The sequence below is a fragment of the Pseudomonas sp. PS1(2021) genome (assembly GCF_020405165.1).
In the GTDB taxonomy this organism is placed as follows: domain Bacteria; phylum Pseudomonadota; class Gammaproteobacteria; order Pseudomonadales; family Pseudomonadaceae; genus Pseudomonas; species Pseudomonas aeruginosa.
In genome coordinates, this window is sequence record NZ_CP084484.1 from 3,050,949 (window position 1) to 3,064,833 (window position 13,885).

Annotated in this window: 14 protein-coding genes; 4 read left to right on the top strand and 10 right to left on the bottom strand. The window is 68.4% G+C overall.

Annotated elements, in window-relative coordinates; genetic code table 11:
- The first annotated feature begins 168 nt into the window (after positions 1 to 168).
- Genes LE197_RS14570 through LE197_RS14580 form a run of 3 tightly spaced genes read left to right on the top strand, consistent with a single transcriptional unit; the run spans position 169 to position 4,239 of the window.
- On the top strand, positions 169 to 1,578 hold the full coding sequence (locus tag LE197_RS14570; RefSeq protein ID WP_003159947.1) for an NAD(P)/FAD-dependent oxidoreductase: 1,410 nt from the start codon (positions 169 to 171) through the stop codon (positions 1,576 to 1,578).
- On the top strand, positions 1,565 to 2,803 hold the full coding sequence (locus LE197_RS14575) for an NAD(P)/FAD-dependent oxidoreductase (protein ID WP_003114295.1): 1,239 nt from the start codon (positions 1,565 to 1,567) through the stop codon (positions 2,801 to 2,803). The genes LE197_RS14570 and LE197_RS14575 overlap by 14 nt, the downstream gene beginning before the upstream one ends.
- A 20-nt stretch (positions 2,804 to 2,823) precedes the next feature.
- The gene (locus LE197_RS14580) at positions 2,824 to 4,239 is read left to right on the top strand and encodes a glycerol kinase (RefSeq protein ID WP_003083163.1); all 1,416 of its coding nucleotides are present in this window, start codon (positions 2,824 to 2,826) and stop codon (positions 4,237 to 4,239) included.
- Between the two features lie 7 nt (positions 4,240 to 4,246).
- Here the strand turns inward: LE197_RS14580 and LE197_RS14585 are convergent, their stop codons facing one another.
- On the bottom strand, positions 4,247 to 5,347 hold the full coding sequence (locus LE197_RS14585) for a P1 family peptidase (protein WP_023109014.1): 1,101 nt from the start codon (positions 5,345 to 5,347) through the stop codon (positions 4,247 to 4,249).
- Between the two features lie 13 nt (positions 5,348 to 5,360).
- Positions 5,361 to 6,728, bottom strand: a complete 1,368-nt coding sequence (locus LE197_RS14590) for an APC family permease (protein ID WP_003110692.1) — start codon at positions 6,726 to 6,728, stop codon at positions 5,361 to 5,363.
- A gap of 200 nt (positions 6,729 to 6,928) precedes the next feature.
- Between LE197_RS14590 and LE197_RS14595 the strand changes: the two genes are divergently transcribed.
- On the top strand, positions 6,929 to 7,735 hold the full coding sequence (locus LE197_RS14595; RefSeq protein WP_003083150.1) for a helix-turn-helix transcriptional regulator: 807 nt from the start codon (positions 6,929 to 6,931) through the stop codon (positions 7,733 to 7,735).
- A 3-nt stretch (positions 7,736 to 7,738) separates the two neighbouring features.
- Here LE197_RS14595 and LE197_RS14600 read toward each other — a convergent pair whose 3' ends face one another.
- Genes LE197_RS14600 through LE197_RS14635 form a run of 8 tightly spaced genes read right to left on the bottom strand, consistent with a single transcriptional unit; the run spans position 7,739 to position 13,802 of the window.
- Positions 7,739 to 8,155 (bottom strand): hypothetical protein, encoded by a 417-nt coding sequence (locus LE197_RS14600; protein ID WP_003087156.1) that lies wholly within the window; start codon positions 8,153 to 8,155, stop codon positions 7,739 to 7,741.
- A gap of 26 nt (positions 8,156 to 8,181) precedes the next feature.
- Positions 8,182 to 9,405, bottom strand: a complete 1,224-nt coding sequence (gene ccmI / locus LE197_RS14605; protein WP_003083145.1) for a c-type cytochrome biogenesis protein CcmI — start codon at positions 9,403 to 9,405, stop codon at positions 8,182 to 8,184.
- Positions 9,402 to 9,869, bottom strand: a complete 468-nt coding sequence (ccmH, locus tag LE197_RS14610) for a cytochrome c maturation protein CcmH (protein WP_003114292.1) — start codon at positions 9,867 to 9,869, stop codon at positions 9,402 to 9,404. Before ccmH ends, ccmI begins: the two co-directional genes overlap by 4 nt.
- Positions 9,866 to 10,408, bottom strand: coding sequence for a thiol:disulfide interchange protein DsbE (gene dsbE / locus LE197_RS14615; RefSeq protein ID WP_003083138.1), 543 nt, complete (start codon positions 10,406 to 10,408; stop codon positions 9,866 to 9,868). Before dsbE ends, ccmH begins: the two co-directional genes overlap by 4 nt.
- Before the next feature lie 3 nt (positions 10,409 to 10,411).
- Positions 10,412 to 12,385 carry a heme lyase CcmF/NrfE family subunit gene (locus tag LE197_RS14620; protein ID WP_023109015.1) on the bottom strand — a complete coding sequence of 658 codons (1,974 nt, stop codon included), beginning with the start codon at positions 12,383 to 12,385 and terminating at the stop codon, positions 10,412 to 10,414.
- Positions 12,386 to 12,874 carry a cytochrome c maturation protein CcmE gene (ccmE, locus tag LE197_RS14625; protein ID WP_003107323.1) on the bottom strand — a complete coding sequence of 163 codons (489 nt, stop codon included), beginning with the start codon at positions 12,872 to 12,874 and terminating at the stop codon, positions 12,386 to 12,388.
- Complete coding sequence (ccmD, locus tag LE197_RS14630; protein ID WP_003083136.1) at positions 12,871 to 13,047, bottom strand: heme exporter protein CcmD; 177 nt, start codon at positions 13,045 to 13,047, stop codon at positions 12,871 to 12,873. Before ccmD ends, ccmE begins: the two co-directional genes overlap by 4 nt.
- Positions 13,044 to 13,802: a heme ABC transporter permease gene (locus LE197_RS14635; RefSeq protein WP_003083135.1), complete on the bottom strand. Its 759-nt coding sequence runs from the start codon at positions 13,800 to 13,802 to the stop codon at positions 13,044 to 13,046. Before LE197_RS14635 ends, ccmD begins: the two co-directional genes overlap by 4 nt.
- Positions 13,803 to 13,885 lie beyond the last annotated feature (83 nt).

A 13,885-nucleotide genomic window follows, 5' to 3' on the forward strand; every position in this document is an offset into this window, starting at 1 on the left:
CCCCGGAGACAGGCCGGGGCTGTGCCGGTGGCTGCCCGTCGATTAATCGATTGACTGTTTCTCTTTCAGTTGCCACATTAAAACAACAAATTTCACATAGAATTCTGTGTGAAAAATCAGTGTTACGGTCAAAAAGCAAACTGATACCAAAAGAAACAGGCAGAAACGATGACTGAGCCGCTTGCGACAAAGACCGCGATCTTCGACGTTGCAGTGATCGGCGCTGGCGTGGTGGGTTGCGCCATGGCCCGCCGCTTCGCCCTGGAAGGTGCGCGGGTGGTCCTGCTGGAAAAAAGCACCGACATCCTCTCCGGTGCCAGCAAGGGCAACAGCGCGATCCTCCATACCGGTTTCGACGCGCCGCCCGGCAGCATCGAACTGGCCTGCATGCAGGAGGGCTATCGCGAATACCGCGACATCCATGCGCGCCTCAACCTGCCGCTGCTGGAAACCGGCGCCCTGGTGGCGGCATGGAGCGACGAGGATCTGGCGCGCCTGCCGGCTATCGTCGAGCAGGCCCACGGCAACGGTGTCGATGACGTCCGCCAGGTCGGTCGCGACGAGGTCCTGGCGCTGGAGCCGCAGTTGGCCGGCAACGTGCTCGGCGCGGTGCGGGTCCCCGGGGAACATCTGGTCGACCCTTGGTCCGCGCCGCTCGCCTATCTGCAACAGGCGCTGGCCCATGGCGCCGAGGCCTGTTTCGACGTCGAAGTGCTGGACGGCGCCTTCGACGGCGGCGAATGGCTGTTGCATACCCGCCGCGGCGATCTGCGCGCGCGCCAGGTAATCAACTGCGCCGGACTCTTCGGTGACCAACTGGAACAGCGCCTGCTCGGCGCGGCGAGCTTCGCCATCCATCCGCGCAAGGGCCAGTTCGTGGTCTTCGACAAGGCCGCCGCGGCGCTGCTGCGGCACATCCTGCTACCGGTACCCAACGAGCGGACCAAGGGGGTGGTATTCACCCGTACTGTCTTCGGCAACCTGCTCGCCGGCCCCACCGCCGAGGAACAGGACGACCGCGAACAGGCACGGGTCGACAGCGACACCCTGCAGCGACTGATCGACGCCGCCGTCGAGCGGATCCCCGGCCTGCGCGGCATGCCGGTCACCGCCACCTACGCAGGATTGCGACCGGCCAGCGAAAAGAAGGAATACCGCATCCGCCAGGTCGACGGACGCAACTGGATCAGTGTCGGCGGCATCCGTTCCACCGGTCTCACCGCGGCGCTGGGCATCGCACGCCACGTCTATCGTCTCTACCAGGGCGAGCGCTTCCACGAAGCGGTTCGCGAGCCGCTCTGGCCACAGGTACCGAACCTCGCCGAACACCTGCCGCGCGACTGGCAGCGTCCCGGCTACGACGAGATCGTCTGCCACTGCGAGATGGTCACCCGCCGGGAAATCCTCGCCGCCCTGGAAGGCCCGCTGCCAGCCGGCGACTTCGGCGGCCTGAAGCGTCGCACTCGCGCCTGCATGGGACGCTGCCAGGGTTTCTACTGCAACGCGCGGGTCGCCGAGCTGAGCGCCGGCCGCCTCGCCCAGCCCCTCGCCACCGGGAGTTGCCATGAGCATCACTGAACAGGTCGACGTCGCCATCGTCGGCAGCGGTCCCGCCGGATTGGCAGCCGCCATCGAACTACGCCGCCAGGGCGTCGCCCGGGTCTGCGTGCTGGAGCGCGACGGCGAGGCCGGCGGTATACCCCGGCATTGCGCGCATCCGCCGTTCGGCCTGCGCGAACACGGCCGCCTGTTGACCGGCCCGGCCTATGCACAGCGTAACGTCGAACAGGCCGAACGGGCCGGGGTGGATATCCGCCTGCGCCATAGCGTGGTTGCTCTCGCCGCCGCCGGCCTGCTGCAACTGGCCACCCCGGAAGGCCCGCGCAGTCTGCGCGCGACACGCGTGCTGCTGGCCACCGGCGCACGCGAGACGCCGCGCTCGGCGCGCCTGCTGGGCGGCGACCGGCCACTGGGCGTGATCAATACCGGCGCGCTGCAAGCCTATCTCTATCTGCAAGGCCTGAAGCCGTTCGAACGGCCGCTGATCGTCGGCACCGAGCTGGTCAGCCTGTCCGCCGTGATGAGTTGCCGGCGTGCCGGCATCCGCCCGGTGGCCATGCTCGAACGCAACGCACGGGCCACTGCGCGTTGGCCGCTATCGTTGTTTCCCAGGCTGTGCGGAGTACCGATGCACTTCTCCAGCGAGCTGCTGGAGATCGAAGGCCGCGGCCGGGTCGAGGCGGCGCGGGTACGCCTGGGCGACGGGCGCGTCGAACGGATCGCCTGCGACGGCATCCTCCTCAGCGGACGCTTCGTTCCCGAATCGAGCCTGGTCCGCCTCAGCCACCTGGAACTGGACCCGGCCAGCGGCGGCCCGCGCATCGATCAGTTCGGCCGCTGCTCCGACCCCGCCTATTTCGCCGCCGGCAACCTGCTCCGGCCGATCGAGACCGCCGGCTGGTCGTTCCGCGAGGGACGAAGGATCGCCGGCCTGCTGGCCGCCGACCTGCGGGCCGAACTGCCGAGTGCCGCACCTGGCATAGCCATCGATTGCAGTGGTCCGCTCAAGCTGTGCGTGCCGCAGCGGCTGCTGGCCGACCCGACACCCGGCCTGGCGCATCTGCAGCTACGCGTAAGCGAGGCTGCCAGCGGCCGCCTGCGGATCCTGGCCGATGGTCGCCCGGTGTGGGAGCGTGCCCTGTCCTGCCTGCCGGAGCGCCGCCTGCTGGTGCCGCTGGCCGCCCTGCGCCTGCCGCCGGACACCCGGCGCCTGGAAGTCGCTTTCCTCACCTCCGGCCACTGAACCCGCGAAGAGAACCAACCATGCGAATCGCCGCCCTCGACCAGGGAACCACCAGTACCCGCGTGCTGGTCGCCAGCCAGGACGGCAGCGCCGATATTCAGTTGGCGCTGCGTCACCAGCAACACCATCCGCAGTCCGGCTGGGTCGAGCACGATCCGCTGGAACTGCTGGCCAACCTGCAACGCTGCCTGGAGGCCAGCGGCCGGGTCGACGCCATCGGCCTCGCCAACCAGGGCGAAAGCTGCATGGCCTGGGACGCCCGCAGCGGCGAGCCGTTGTCGCCGCTGATCGTCTGGCAGGACAACCGCACCACCCCGCACATCGAGCGTCTACGCGCCAGCGGCGCCGAGGCTCTGGTCCTGGAACGCAGCGGCCTGCCGCTCGACGCCTATTTCTCGGCCAGCAAGCTGGGCTGGATCGTCGAGCACCTTCCTGCCGCTCGCAGGGCTTTGAAGGCAGGCCGCCTGCGCCTGGGAACCAGCGATGCCTGGTTTCTCGACCGCTTGTGCGGAACCTTCGCCACCGACGTCACCACCGCCTCGCGTACCGCATTGATGAACCTCGCCGAGGGCCGCTGGGACCCCGACCTGTGCGCCCTGTTCGGCGTGCCGATCGAGTGCCTGCCGGAAATCCGCGATACCGTCGGCCATTTCGGGGTGATCGGCAACACCCCGCTGACGGCCTCGGTGGTCGACCAGCAGGCCTCGCTCTACGGTCACGGCTGCCGCCAGCCCGGTGATGCGAAGATCACCTTCGGCACCGGCGCCTTCGCCCTGACCCTCAGCGGCGAGCGGATCATCCGCTCGCCGGAGACAGGCCTGCTCGCCACCATCGCCTGGCAGATCGATGGCAAACCGGTGTACGCCATGGACGGCGGGGTCTACGACGCCAGCGCCGCGGTCGAGTGGGCCGGGCGTCTCGGCCTGTTCAGCGACTTCTCGGAACTGGCCGGCTTCGACCGGCCGCCGGCCATCGAGCGCGGCCTGGCCTTCGTCCCGGCCCTGTCGGGACTCGCATGCCCGCACTGGGACCGCAGCGCCGGCGCGATGTGGCTGGGAATGGACGCCGGCACCCGCCGCGAGGACCTCTGCCAGGCCCTGCTCGAAGGCGTGGTGCTGCGCAGCGCCGAGGTGATCCAGGCGATGGACGGCTACCTGAAGGTCACCGACCGCCTGTCCATCGACGGCGGCCTGGCGCGCAGCCCCTACTTCGCCCAGTTCCTCGCCGACAGCCTGCAACGGCGCATCGTCACCCAGCGCTTCGACGAACTCACCGCCTTCGGTTGCGCCGCCCTTGCCGCGCGTGGCCTCGGCTACGAGCTGGCGGAGCCGCGCAACACCCGCACGGAGTTCCAGCCGCGGGTCGACGCCGGCACCGCCCGGCGCTGGCAGGTGCGTTTCAGCGAAGCGGTGGCGCGCACCCGCGGCTGGCGCTGAGCCGCTTTCAGCGTCCCGGCCAGCCGGTCTCGCGCAGCGCCGCCAGGAGCCTCTCCCCCTTCAGCGCGGGCACCAGCCGGCCGTCCTCGGTGCGCATGTCCTCGCCGGCCAGCAGCACGTTGACGATGGCTTCTTCCACCGCCTCCGCCGCCGCGGCGAACAGCGCCGAGATGTGGTCGTTGTTGAGCATCCGCAGCGGCGTGCTCTGCGGCAGGTCCTTGCGCGCATAGTCGGCTGGCGGCAGGTCCTGGTTGCCGGTGGCGAAGGCGAGGAACACGTCGCCGCTGGAGTCCTCGGTACCGCCGCCGGTGCGCGCGACGCCGATCGAGGCGCGCTGCGCCAGGCGCTGGCACTGGTGCGGCAACAGCGGCGCATCGGTGGCCAGGATCACCACGATGGAGCCCATGCCCGGGGTGCCTTCCTCGCTGAACGGCGAGGGGATGTCGCCCAACCGGCGGCCGACAGGATAGCCGTCGACCCGCAGCTCGCGGCGCTGGCCGTGGTTGGCCTGGACCAGCGCGCCCACCGTCCAGCCGCCCTGCTCCGCCGGAAGCCGCCGCGATGCGCTACCGATGCCACCCTTGAACTCGTGGCAGATCATCCCGGTACCGCCGCCCACCGAACCTTCGCGGACCGGTCCGGACTCGGCGCAGGCCAGCGCCTCGCCGACCTGGCGGGCGCCGACATGCTGGCCCCAGATATCGTTGAGCAGGCCGTCGAAGGTCTCCATCACCACCGGCATGCACCAGTACAGCCCGCTGTCGCCGAGTTCGGCGCGCTCCTCGGCGATCAGCGCGTCGCGCACCGCGCCGACGCTGTGGGTATTGGTGATGGCGATCGGGGTGGTCAGCAGGCCGGCTTCGCGGATCCACTCCAGGCCCGTGGCGTCGCCGTTGCCGTTGAGCACATGGCAGCCGGCGAAGCAGGGTTGCAGGCGCGCCGCACCGGCGCGCGGCTGGACCAGGGTGACGCCGGTGCGAACCTGCCTGCCGTCGATCCGCTGGTTCAGGGTGCTGTGGCCGACGCGCACGCCGGGAACGTCGGTGATCGCGTTGAACGGGCCGGGAGTGCCCAGGCCGAGGGTGATGCCAAGTTGTCGAGCGCGCATGCGGACTCCTGTTTCAAAGCTTCTGGAACGCCGGACTGAGCTTGCCGTAGGTGCAGTAGAGAATCACCGACACCGCCAGCAGTCCGACAATGATCATCACGTCCCTGGCCGAGGCCGCCAGGAACAGGTTGAGCAGCAGGTATCCCGCGCCGCTCACCGCCAGCAGCGCCGGCAGCGGCCACAGCGGCATCCGGTAGGGATGCTCGCGGTCGCGCCGCAGCACCCGGCTGAACAGCGCGCAGAGGGCGACGATCAGGTAGACCATGACGATCAGCAACACGGTGAACGAGGTCAGTTCGGCCAGGTTGGAGCTGAAGCTCAGCGCCGCCGAGGGAATGGCGAGGAACAGCGTGGCCAGCCAGGGCGATTCCCAGCGCGGATGGATACGGGTGAAGGCACGGTTCAACGCTGGCATCCAGAGCGCGTCGCGACCGCTGCTGAAGATCACCCGGGCGCTCTGGATGACGATGGCGACGATGGCGTTGAACACCGAGAGGAAGATTCCCGCGCTGACCAGGCGCGACAGCGTCTCGTTGCCATGGCTGTTCAACAGGTAGCCGATCGGATCGGGGCTGGCGAGCATCGCCGGAAGCGACGGCGCGCCGATCAGCAGCGCGGCGAGCGGGACGATCTCGATCAGCACCACCAGCGCCAGCGACCAGAGCACCGCGCGATGCACGCTGTGGCCGCCGTCCTTCATGTCCTCGGCGAGCAGCACCGCGCCGCCGAAACCGTTGTAGGAGAACAGCGCGGTACCGACCGCTCCGATCACCAATGCCCAGGGTGCGATCGCCAGCAGCCCGCCGTCGCCGACTACCTGCGGCTGCAGCAGGACGCTCGCCGGTTGCTGTGCATGGCCGAAACCGAGGCCGACGATCACCAGCAGCGCCGCCACTTCCAGCAGCAGGCAGGTACCCGTGACCCAGGCGTTGACGCGGATGTTGAGGATGCCCAGCAGGTAGCTGAAGGCAACGATCGCCAGGGCCACGGTCTGCGCATCGAAGTGGGTGCCGAGGGCAGCGTTCAGGTAAGTCGCCGCGCCGGTGGCGAGCACCGGCGGGATGAACAGCAGCATCGCCAGCACCGTGAGGAAGGTGGCGTAGCCGGCCAAGCCGCCGAACACCCGCTTGGCGTAGACATACTCGCCGCCGGCGGTGCTGTGCGCCCTGCCCAGCTCGGCATAGCACCAGGCGAACATCAGCGCCAGCACCCCGGCCAGGGCGAAGGCCCAGAAAGCGCCGGTGCCGGCCTGCTGGATGGCGAAGGGGGCGATGACGAAGACGGAACTGGCGGGAGTGACTGCGGAAACGGTGATGGCGACCACGTCGAACACGCCCAGCGTGGGTTTCAGCGCACTTTCGGGCGCGGGGGAAGAGCTCATGTCGTTGTCCTCTGATTGTTATTGAAGTTGAGGCAGTAACGGAGACTCGCGGCGGCCCCTTGCCGGGGCGCTGGTTATGCGCCGACTCTAGGAGCGCGGAACCGACGGGCCAATCACCCTTTGGGGTTACGCCCCTTGACGCGGCGGGTGGAAAAGCCGCAAACCGGAGCCTGCGAAAACCCACCGTGGAGCGAATACGGATGCACACCCTGTTCCGGGACATCGGCATGCACGCCAGCCTGGGCCGCGCCATCGAACAGATCGGCGGCAACCGTTTCTGGAAGCAATTGATCCTGCTGCTGCGCCAGCACCTGCCGTTCGACAACGCCCTGGCGATCTTCTACCCCGCCAACGGCGTGCCGGTGGCCCTGGAGGAATACGACGCCGAACCGCACGCCGGGCCGGCCTCGATGCTCGCCTACCTGAACGGGCTGTACCTGCTCGACCCCTTCTACCAGGCTTGCCGGGAAGGCCTGGCCAGCGGCCTGTACCGCCTCGAGGAGATCGCCCCGGACCATTTCCGGCAGAGTGAGTACTACCTCAGCTACTTCCACGACAACGTTCTGGAGGACGAGGTGCAGTTCATCCTACAGGTGCCCGGCCAGGGCGCGCTGTCGCTGTCGCTGGGCATGCAGAGGATGTTCGCCGACGAGGAATGCGGGATGCTCGGCTTGCTCTCGAGCTGGGTCCTGGCGCTGATGCAGCAGCACTGGCAGCAACGCAGCCAGCGCCTGTTGCCGGCTGCACCGCAGGAAGAGATGGCCACGCAGATACGCGACGCCCTCAGCCACTTCGGCGCCAGCGTGCTATCGGAACGGGAACTGGAGATCGCCCGCCTGATCCTTCGCGGCTACTCGTCGAAGGCCATGGCCGAGCGCCTGGCGATCTCGCCGGAGACGATCAAGGTCCATCGGCGCCACCTGTACGCCAAGCTGGACATTTCCTCGCAACCGGAGCTGTTCTCGCTGTTCATCCAGTCGCTCGGGCACGACCCGGAGAACCCCTAGGGATCATGGATTGGCGTAGCGCCGGCTGAGACCGGGCGGGATGCCGCGAGCGTCGGTCTCGGTCCATGGACCCTGCGGGCTGGTGGACCAGAACCAGCCGCCGTCCCACCGGTAGTAGGTGCGCTGGCGGTAGTAGAGATCGCGCTCGCCACGGATCACGTAGACCCCCAGGCTGCCGTCCCAGACGCCCTTGCCGCCTGGCGGCGGGGCGAACTGCGGACGCGAGCGGCTGGGCTGCGCCGGAGTCTGCGGTTGCGGGGTGATGCGCGGCGGGGTGGCGCCGGGCGCGCTGGACGGACCGGGCTGCGGCTGGCTCTGCGGCGGCAGCGAGGCCGGCGGTTCGCTGGTCTGCGGCGGATGCACCACGCACCCGCCGAGACCGCCCAGGAGAATCGCCAGACCCAGATACTTCGCCTTCACCGCCGCACCTCCCCAACCGATTGTCGTTATGGCCGGGCCGCCTGGGGCTGGTCCGGGCCGTCGATGGTCAGCGCTTGCGCCGACGACTGGGCAGTAGACAACGGTTTGCCGCGTCCGATCCACTCGCCGGAGATGGCGTTGCCGGCGCGGGATACCCGTGCCACCAGCTCGACCTGCGGGAAACCGCTGAGCTTGAGCTGCGGCATCATGGCGTCGGCATCGCTCAGGCTGACCTCGGCCGGCAGGTCGGCGACGGTCAGGCGCTTCACTGCCAACGGCATCGGCGGGCCGCCGACGGCGCGGGCGAAGACGAACACGCTGTCGTCGGCCTTGACCTGGCCCTTCACCGCGTCGCTGATATCCACCTTCACCGTCAGGGTCACCCCGGCGGCAGCGGGCGCGGCCGGCGCCGGCGGAGTCTGCCCGGCCTCGGTCATGCGCTCGCGGGCGCGCTGGATGCCGCCCTGGATCGCCGAGCGTGCCGGGTCCTCGTTCGGCAACACCGACACCAGGCGCTCCCAGAAGCCGATGGCGTCGGCGTAGCGCTGCTCTTCGAAGGCGGCGATGCCGAGCAGGCCAAGGGTGGTCACTTCGGCCGGGTCGCCCTTCAGCGCCTCGTCGGCCAGGGCCTTGATCTGCGCGGTCATTTTCTTGCCACCGGAGAAATACAGTGCCTGCGCCCACTGGCCGAGCACTTCCGGCTGCCGCCCGCTGAGTTCGGCGGCGCGTTCGAAGGCCCGCGCTGCATCGGCGCCGCGTTCCTGGGTCATGTAGGTGCGACCGAGGAAGTACCAGCCCTGGGCGGAATCCGGCTGAGCCTGTACCGCGCGCTCCAGGCGCGCAGTCATCTCTTCCATGGAGTGCGGCGCCTGGGCGAATTCGCGGGCCAGCTCGACCTTGTCGCTGGCGCCCCAATGCAGGTACAGGCCGAGCGCGACCAACGGCACCAGCAGCGCCGCGACCAGCGGGACCGCCCGGCCCAGGCGCGAGCTACGCTCTTCGCCGCTGCCCTCGGTGTCGGCGAGCAGTTCGCGGGCAGCCTCGGCGCGGCCATTCTCCAGTTGCTCGGCGGTCAGCGTGCCGGCGGCCTGCTGGCCGGCCAGCTCGGCGATCCGCTCCTGATAAAGCGCGACGTTCAGGGCGGTACGGTCTTCCTCGGCCTGGGCGCGACGGCCACGCAGCAGCGGAATCAGCAGGAATGCCAGGGCCGCCAGCAGCAGCAGGCCGGCAGCGAGCCAGAAATCGATCATTTGTCGTTCTTCAACAGGTTGGCGAGGCGCGCTTGCTCCTCGGCGGACAGGGTGGTTTGCACCTTGGCAGCGGTGCGCCGGCGGCGCAGGACGATCACGCCGATCACCAGCACGCCGAACAGCAGCAAGGCGCCCGGACCGAACCAGAGCAGCCAGGTACGCTCGTTGACCGGCGGCTTGTAGCGAACGAAATCACCGTAGCGGGCAACCATGTAGTCGACGATCTCGCCGTCGCTCTTGCCCTGCTGCAACTGGCCGTAGATCTGCTTGCGCAGGTCGGCGGCGATCGGTGCGTTGGAGTCGGCGATGTCCTGGTTCTGGCACTTCGGGCAGCGCAGTTCCTGGGTCAGGTTGCGGAAGCGCTCGCGCTCGGCGTCGCTGGCGAACTCGTAGGTGTCGATGGCGGCCCGGGCCACGCCGCAGAGGGCGAGACCGAGCAGCGCGGTGGCGAGGAAACGCTTCATCGGGCCTCCGGCTCGTCCAGCAGTTGCTGGTACAGCGGCGCCAGTTGCTCGCGCCAGACTTTCTGGTCGACCACCCCGACGATCTTGTGGCGGATGATGCCCTGTTTGTCGATCAGGTAGGTTTCCGGCGCACCGTACACGCCCAGGTCCAGGCCCAGGGTGCCGTCGGCGTCGCTGATGCTCAGCAGGTAGGGATTGTGCAGCTCGTTCAGCCACTTGATGGCGGCGGCGTTGTCGTCCTTGTAGTTGATCCCGTAGATCACCACGCCCTGCTCGGCCAGTCGGGTCAGTTCCGGGTGCTCGACCCGGCACGACGGGCACCAGGTGCCCCAGACGTTGACCAGCGCCGGCTTGCCCTTGAGGTCGGCCTCGGTCAGGCGCCGGGCCGGGTCCTGCACGCTGGGCAGGTCGAAGGCCGGGAACGGCTTGCCGATCAGCGCCGAGGGCAGCTCGCTGGGGTCCAGCCAGAGGCCGCGGAAGAGGAACACCGCGACGATCAGGAAGATCCCCAGCGGCAGCAGCAGAATCGCTCGTTTCAAGACTCAGGCTCCCTGACCGGCGAGGCCCAGGGCCTCGCGCACACGTGTTTTCACCTTCACCCGGTAGCGCCGGTCGAGCGCCGCCAGGGCGCCGCCGAGGCCCATCAGCAGGCCACCGAACCAGATCCAGCGGACGAACGGCTTGACGTGCACGCGCACCGCCCAGGCACCGTTCTCCAGCGGCTCGCCGAGCGCCACGTAAAGGTCGCGGGTAAAGCCGGCATCGATCCCTGCCTCGGTCATCATCGAACTCTGCACGGTGTACAGGCGCTTCTCCGGATGCAGGGTGGCGATCTCCTTGCCGTCGCGGCTGACGTGGATGCTGCCCTTGTCCGAGGTGTAGTTCGGCCCTTCGTGGTGCTTCGCGCCGTCGAAGAGGAAGTGGTAGCCGCCCAGTTCGACGGTGTCGCCGGGCGACATGCGCAGGTCACGCTGGGCGCTGTACTGGCTGCTGAGGACGATGCCGATGGCGCACACGGCGATGCCCAGGTGCGCCAGTTGCATGCCCCAGTAGCTGCGGGTCAGGCTGCGGGCGCCGGCCAGCACGCCCTTGTGCCGGGTCTTGTCGAGGAAGTCGCGGAAACCGGCCAGGCCCACCCAGGCGGACAGCAGGAACACCGCCAGCACCGCCCAGTTGAAATCGCCGAAGTACATCGAACCGGCCGCCGCCAGGACCGCGCTGGCCACCAGCACCGGGGTCAGCATGCCGAGCAGCCAGCGGCTCGGGGTGTCCTTCCAGCGCACCAGCACGCCGACCGCCAGGGCCGCCATCAGCGCCGCCATCAGCGGCAGGAACATGGCGTTGAAGTACGGCGGGCCGACCGACAGCTTGGCGCCGCTGAGGGCATCGAGCAGCAGCGGGTAGAGGGTCCCGAGGAGGATCATCGAGGCCGCCACCACCAGCACCAGGTTGTTCAGCAGCAGCAGGGTCTCGCGCGACCACAGGGCGAAGCCGACCTGGCTCTTGACCACCGGCGCGCGCAGGGCGAACAGGGTCAGCGAGCCGCCGACCACCAGCAGCAGGAAGGCGAGGATGAACACCCCGCGCTCCGGGTCGGAGGCGAAGGCGTGCACCGAGGTGAGCACGCCGGAGCGGACCAGGAAGGTGCCCAGCAGGCTCAGGGAGAAAGCGGCGATCGCCAGAAGCACGGTCCAGCTCTTGAACACGCCGCGCTTCTCGGTCACCGCCAGCGAGTGGATCAGTGCAGTGCCGACCAGCCAGGGCATGAAGGAGGCGTTTTCCACCGGATCCCAGAACCACCAGCCCCCCCAGCCCAGCTCGTAGTAGGCCCACCAGGAGCCGAGCACGATGCCGATACCGAGGAAGGCCCAGGCTACCAGGGTCCAGGGCCGCGACCAGCGCGCCCAGGCGGCGTCCAGGCGGCCGCCGAGCAGTGCGGCGATGGCGAAGGCGAAGGCCACCGAGAATCCGACGTAACCCATGTAGAGCATCGGCGGGTGGACGATCAGGCCGACGTCCTGCAACAGCGGGTTGAGGTCGTTGCCGTCCATCGGGGTCTGCGGCAGCAGACGGCTGAACGGGTTGGAGGTGATGATCAGGAACAGCAGGAAGCCGGTGCTGATCATGCCCATCACCGCCAGCACGCGGGCCAGCATGACCTCCGGCAGTTGCCGGGAGAAGATCGACACGGCGAAGGTCCAGCCACCGAGGATCAGCGCCCAGAGCAGCAGCGAACCTTCGTGGGCGCCCCAGACGGCGCTGAACTTGTAGTACCAGGGCAGCGCGCTGTTGGAGTTGCCGGCCACGTAGGCCACCGAGAAGTCGTCGCGCAGGAAGGCCCAGGTCAGGCAGCCGAAGGCGAAGGCGAGGAAGGCGAACTGCCCCCAGGCCGCCGGGCGCGCCAGGCTCATCCACTGGCGGTCGCCGCGCCAGGCGCCGACCAGCGGCAGGCTCGATTGCACCAGGGCCAGGCAGAGAGCGAGGATCAGGGCCAGGTGGCCGAGTTCGGGGATCATCTACTTGCCCTCCTGGTTGTACGAGGTCTCGCCGGCGGCCTTGCCGTTCTCGTAGTGCTTCAGTTGGCCGCTGTCCTTGAGCGCCTTGGTGACTTCCGGCGGCATGTAGTTCTCGTCGTGCTTGGCCAGCACTTCATCGGCCACCAGCACGCCGTCGCCGCCCAGCTTGCCGAGGGCGACGATGCCCTGCCCCTCGCGGAACAGGTCGGGAAGGATGCCATGGTAGGCGATGGTCACTTCCTTGGCGCCGTCGGTGACCACGAAACGCACGTTCAGCGAATCCTCGCTGCGTTGCAGAGAACCCTTTTCCACCAGGCCGCCGGCGCGTATGCGGGTGTCGGTCGGCGCTTCGCCGTTGGCGATCTGGGTCGGGGTGTAGAACAGGTTGATGTTCTGTTGCAGGGCCGACAGCGCCAGGCCCACCGCGGCGCCGACACCCGCCACGATGGCGAGGACGATGATCAGACGTTTCTTGCGGACCGGATTCACTGCTGGGCCTCCCGGCGCAGACGACGCGCCTCTTCTTGCAGGTAGCGGCGCCGGGCCAGCAGCGGCTCGGCGACATTGATCGCCAGCACCAGCAGGCTGATGCCGTAGGCCGACCAGACGTAGGGGCCGTGATGGCCCATGGCGAGGAAGTCGCCGAACGATTCGAAGCTCATCGTGCCTTCTCCACCAGGGCCTTCACCTCGGCTTTCGCCCAGGCGGTGCGGGACTCGCGCTTGAGCACTTCCAGGCGCATGCGCACCAGCAGCATGGCCGCGAAGAAGCAATAGAAGCCGAGGACCATGATCAGCAACGGCAACCACATCTCCACCGGCATCGCCGGTTTCTCGGTGATGGTGAAGGTGGCCGGCTGGTGCAGGGTGTTCCACCACTCCACCGAGTATTTGATGATCGGGATGTTCACCACGCCGACGATGGCCAGTACGGCACAGGCCTTGGCCGCGCTGTCGCGGTTACTGATCGCCTGGCCGAGGGCGATGATGCCGAAATAGAGGAAAAGCAGGATCAGCATCGCCGTCAGGCGCGCGTCCCAGACCCACCAGGCGCCCCAGGTCGGCTTGCCCCATACGGCCCCGGTAAGCAGCGCGACGAAGGTCATCCAGGCGCCGATGGGAGCGGCGCACTGCACCGCCACGTCGGCGATCTTCATCTTCCAGATCAGCCCGACGGCACCGGCCACGGCCAGCATGACGTAGCAGGACTGGGCGAGGAAGGCCGCCGGCACATGGATATAGATGATGCGGAAGCTATTGCCCTGCTGGTAGTCCGGCGGCGCGAAGGCCAGCCCCCAGACGCAGCCGGTGACGATCAGCAGCGCCGCCGCCACGGCGAACCAGGGCAGCCAGCGGCCGCTGATCTCGTAGAACCACTTGGGCGACCCAAGCTTGTGAAACCATGTCCAATTCATCATCAGGCTCTGTTTACAGGGCTCTTTGGAAATACCGGACAGACCTTCCGCTGCCAGCCCGGGTCAAGCGTGGGCGGCACAGCCGC

Excerpts from the sequence above, each read along its gene's own strand:
- LE197_RS14570 (WP_003159947.1), top strand. The coding sequence starts at position 169 with ATGACTGAGCCGCTTGCGACAAAGACCGCGATCTTCGACGTTGCAGTG.
- LE197_RS14575 (WP_003114295.1), top strand. The coding sequence starts at position 1,565 with ATGAGCATCACTGAACAGGTCGACGTCGCCATCGTCGGCAGCGGTCCC.
- LE197_RS14580 (WP_003083163.1), top strand. The coding sequence starts at position 2,824 with ATGCGAATCGCCGCCCTCGACCAGGGAACCACCAGTACCCGCGTGCTG.
- LE197_RS14585 (WP_023109014.1), bottom strand. The coding sequence starts at position 5,347 with ATGCGCGCTCGACAACTTGGCATCACCCTCGGCCTGGGCACTCCCGGC.
- LE197_RS14590 (WP_003110692.1), bottom strand. The coding sequence starts at position 6,728 with ATGAGCTCTTCCCCCGCGCCCGAAAGTGCGCTGAAACCCACGCTGGGC.
- LE197_RS14595 (WP_003083150.1), top strand. The coding sequence starts at position 6,929 with ATGCACACCCTGTTCCGGGACATCGGCATGCACGCCAGCCTGGGCCGC.
- ccmI (WP_003083145.1), bottom strand. The coding sequence starts at position 9,405 with ATGATCGATTTCTGGCTCGCTGCCGGCCTGCTGCTGCTGGCGGCCCTG.
- ccmH (WP_003114292.1), bottom strand. The coding sequence starts at position 9,869 with ATGAAGCGTTTCCTCGCCACCGCGCTGCTCGGTCTCGCCCTCTGCGGC.
- LE197_RS14620 (WP_023109015.1), bottom strand. The coding sequence starts at position 12,385 with ATGATCCCCGAACTCGGCCACCTGGCCCTGATCCTCGCTCTCTGCCTG.
- ccmD (WP_003083136.1), bottom strand. The coding sequence starts at position 13,047 with ATGAGCTTCGAATCGTTCGGCGACTTCCTCGCCATGGGCCATCACGGC.
- LE197_RS14635 (WP_003083135.1), bottom strand. The coding sequence starts at position 13,802 with ATGATGAATTGGACATGGTTTCACAAGCTTGGGTCGCCCAAGTGGTTC.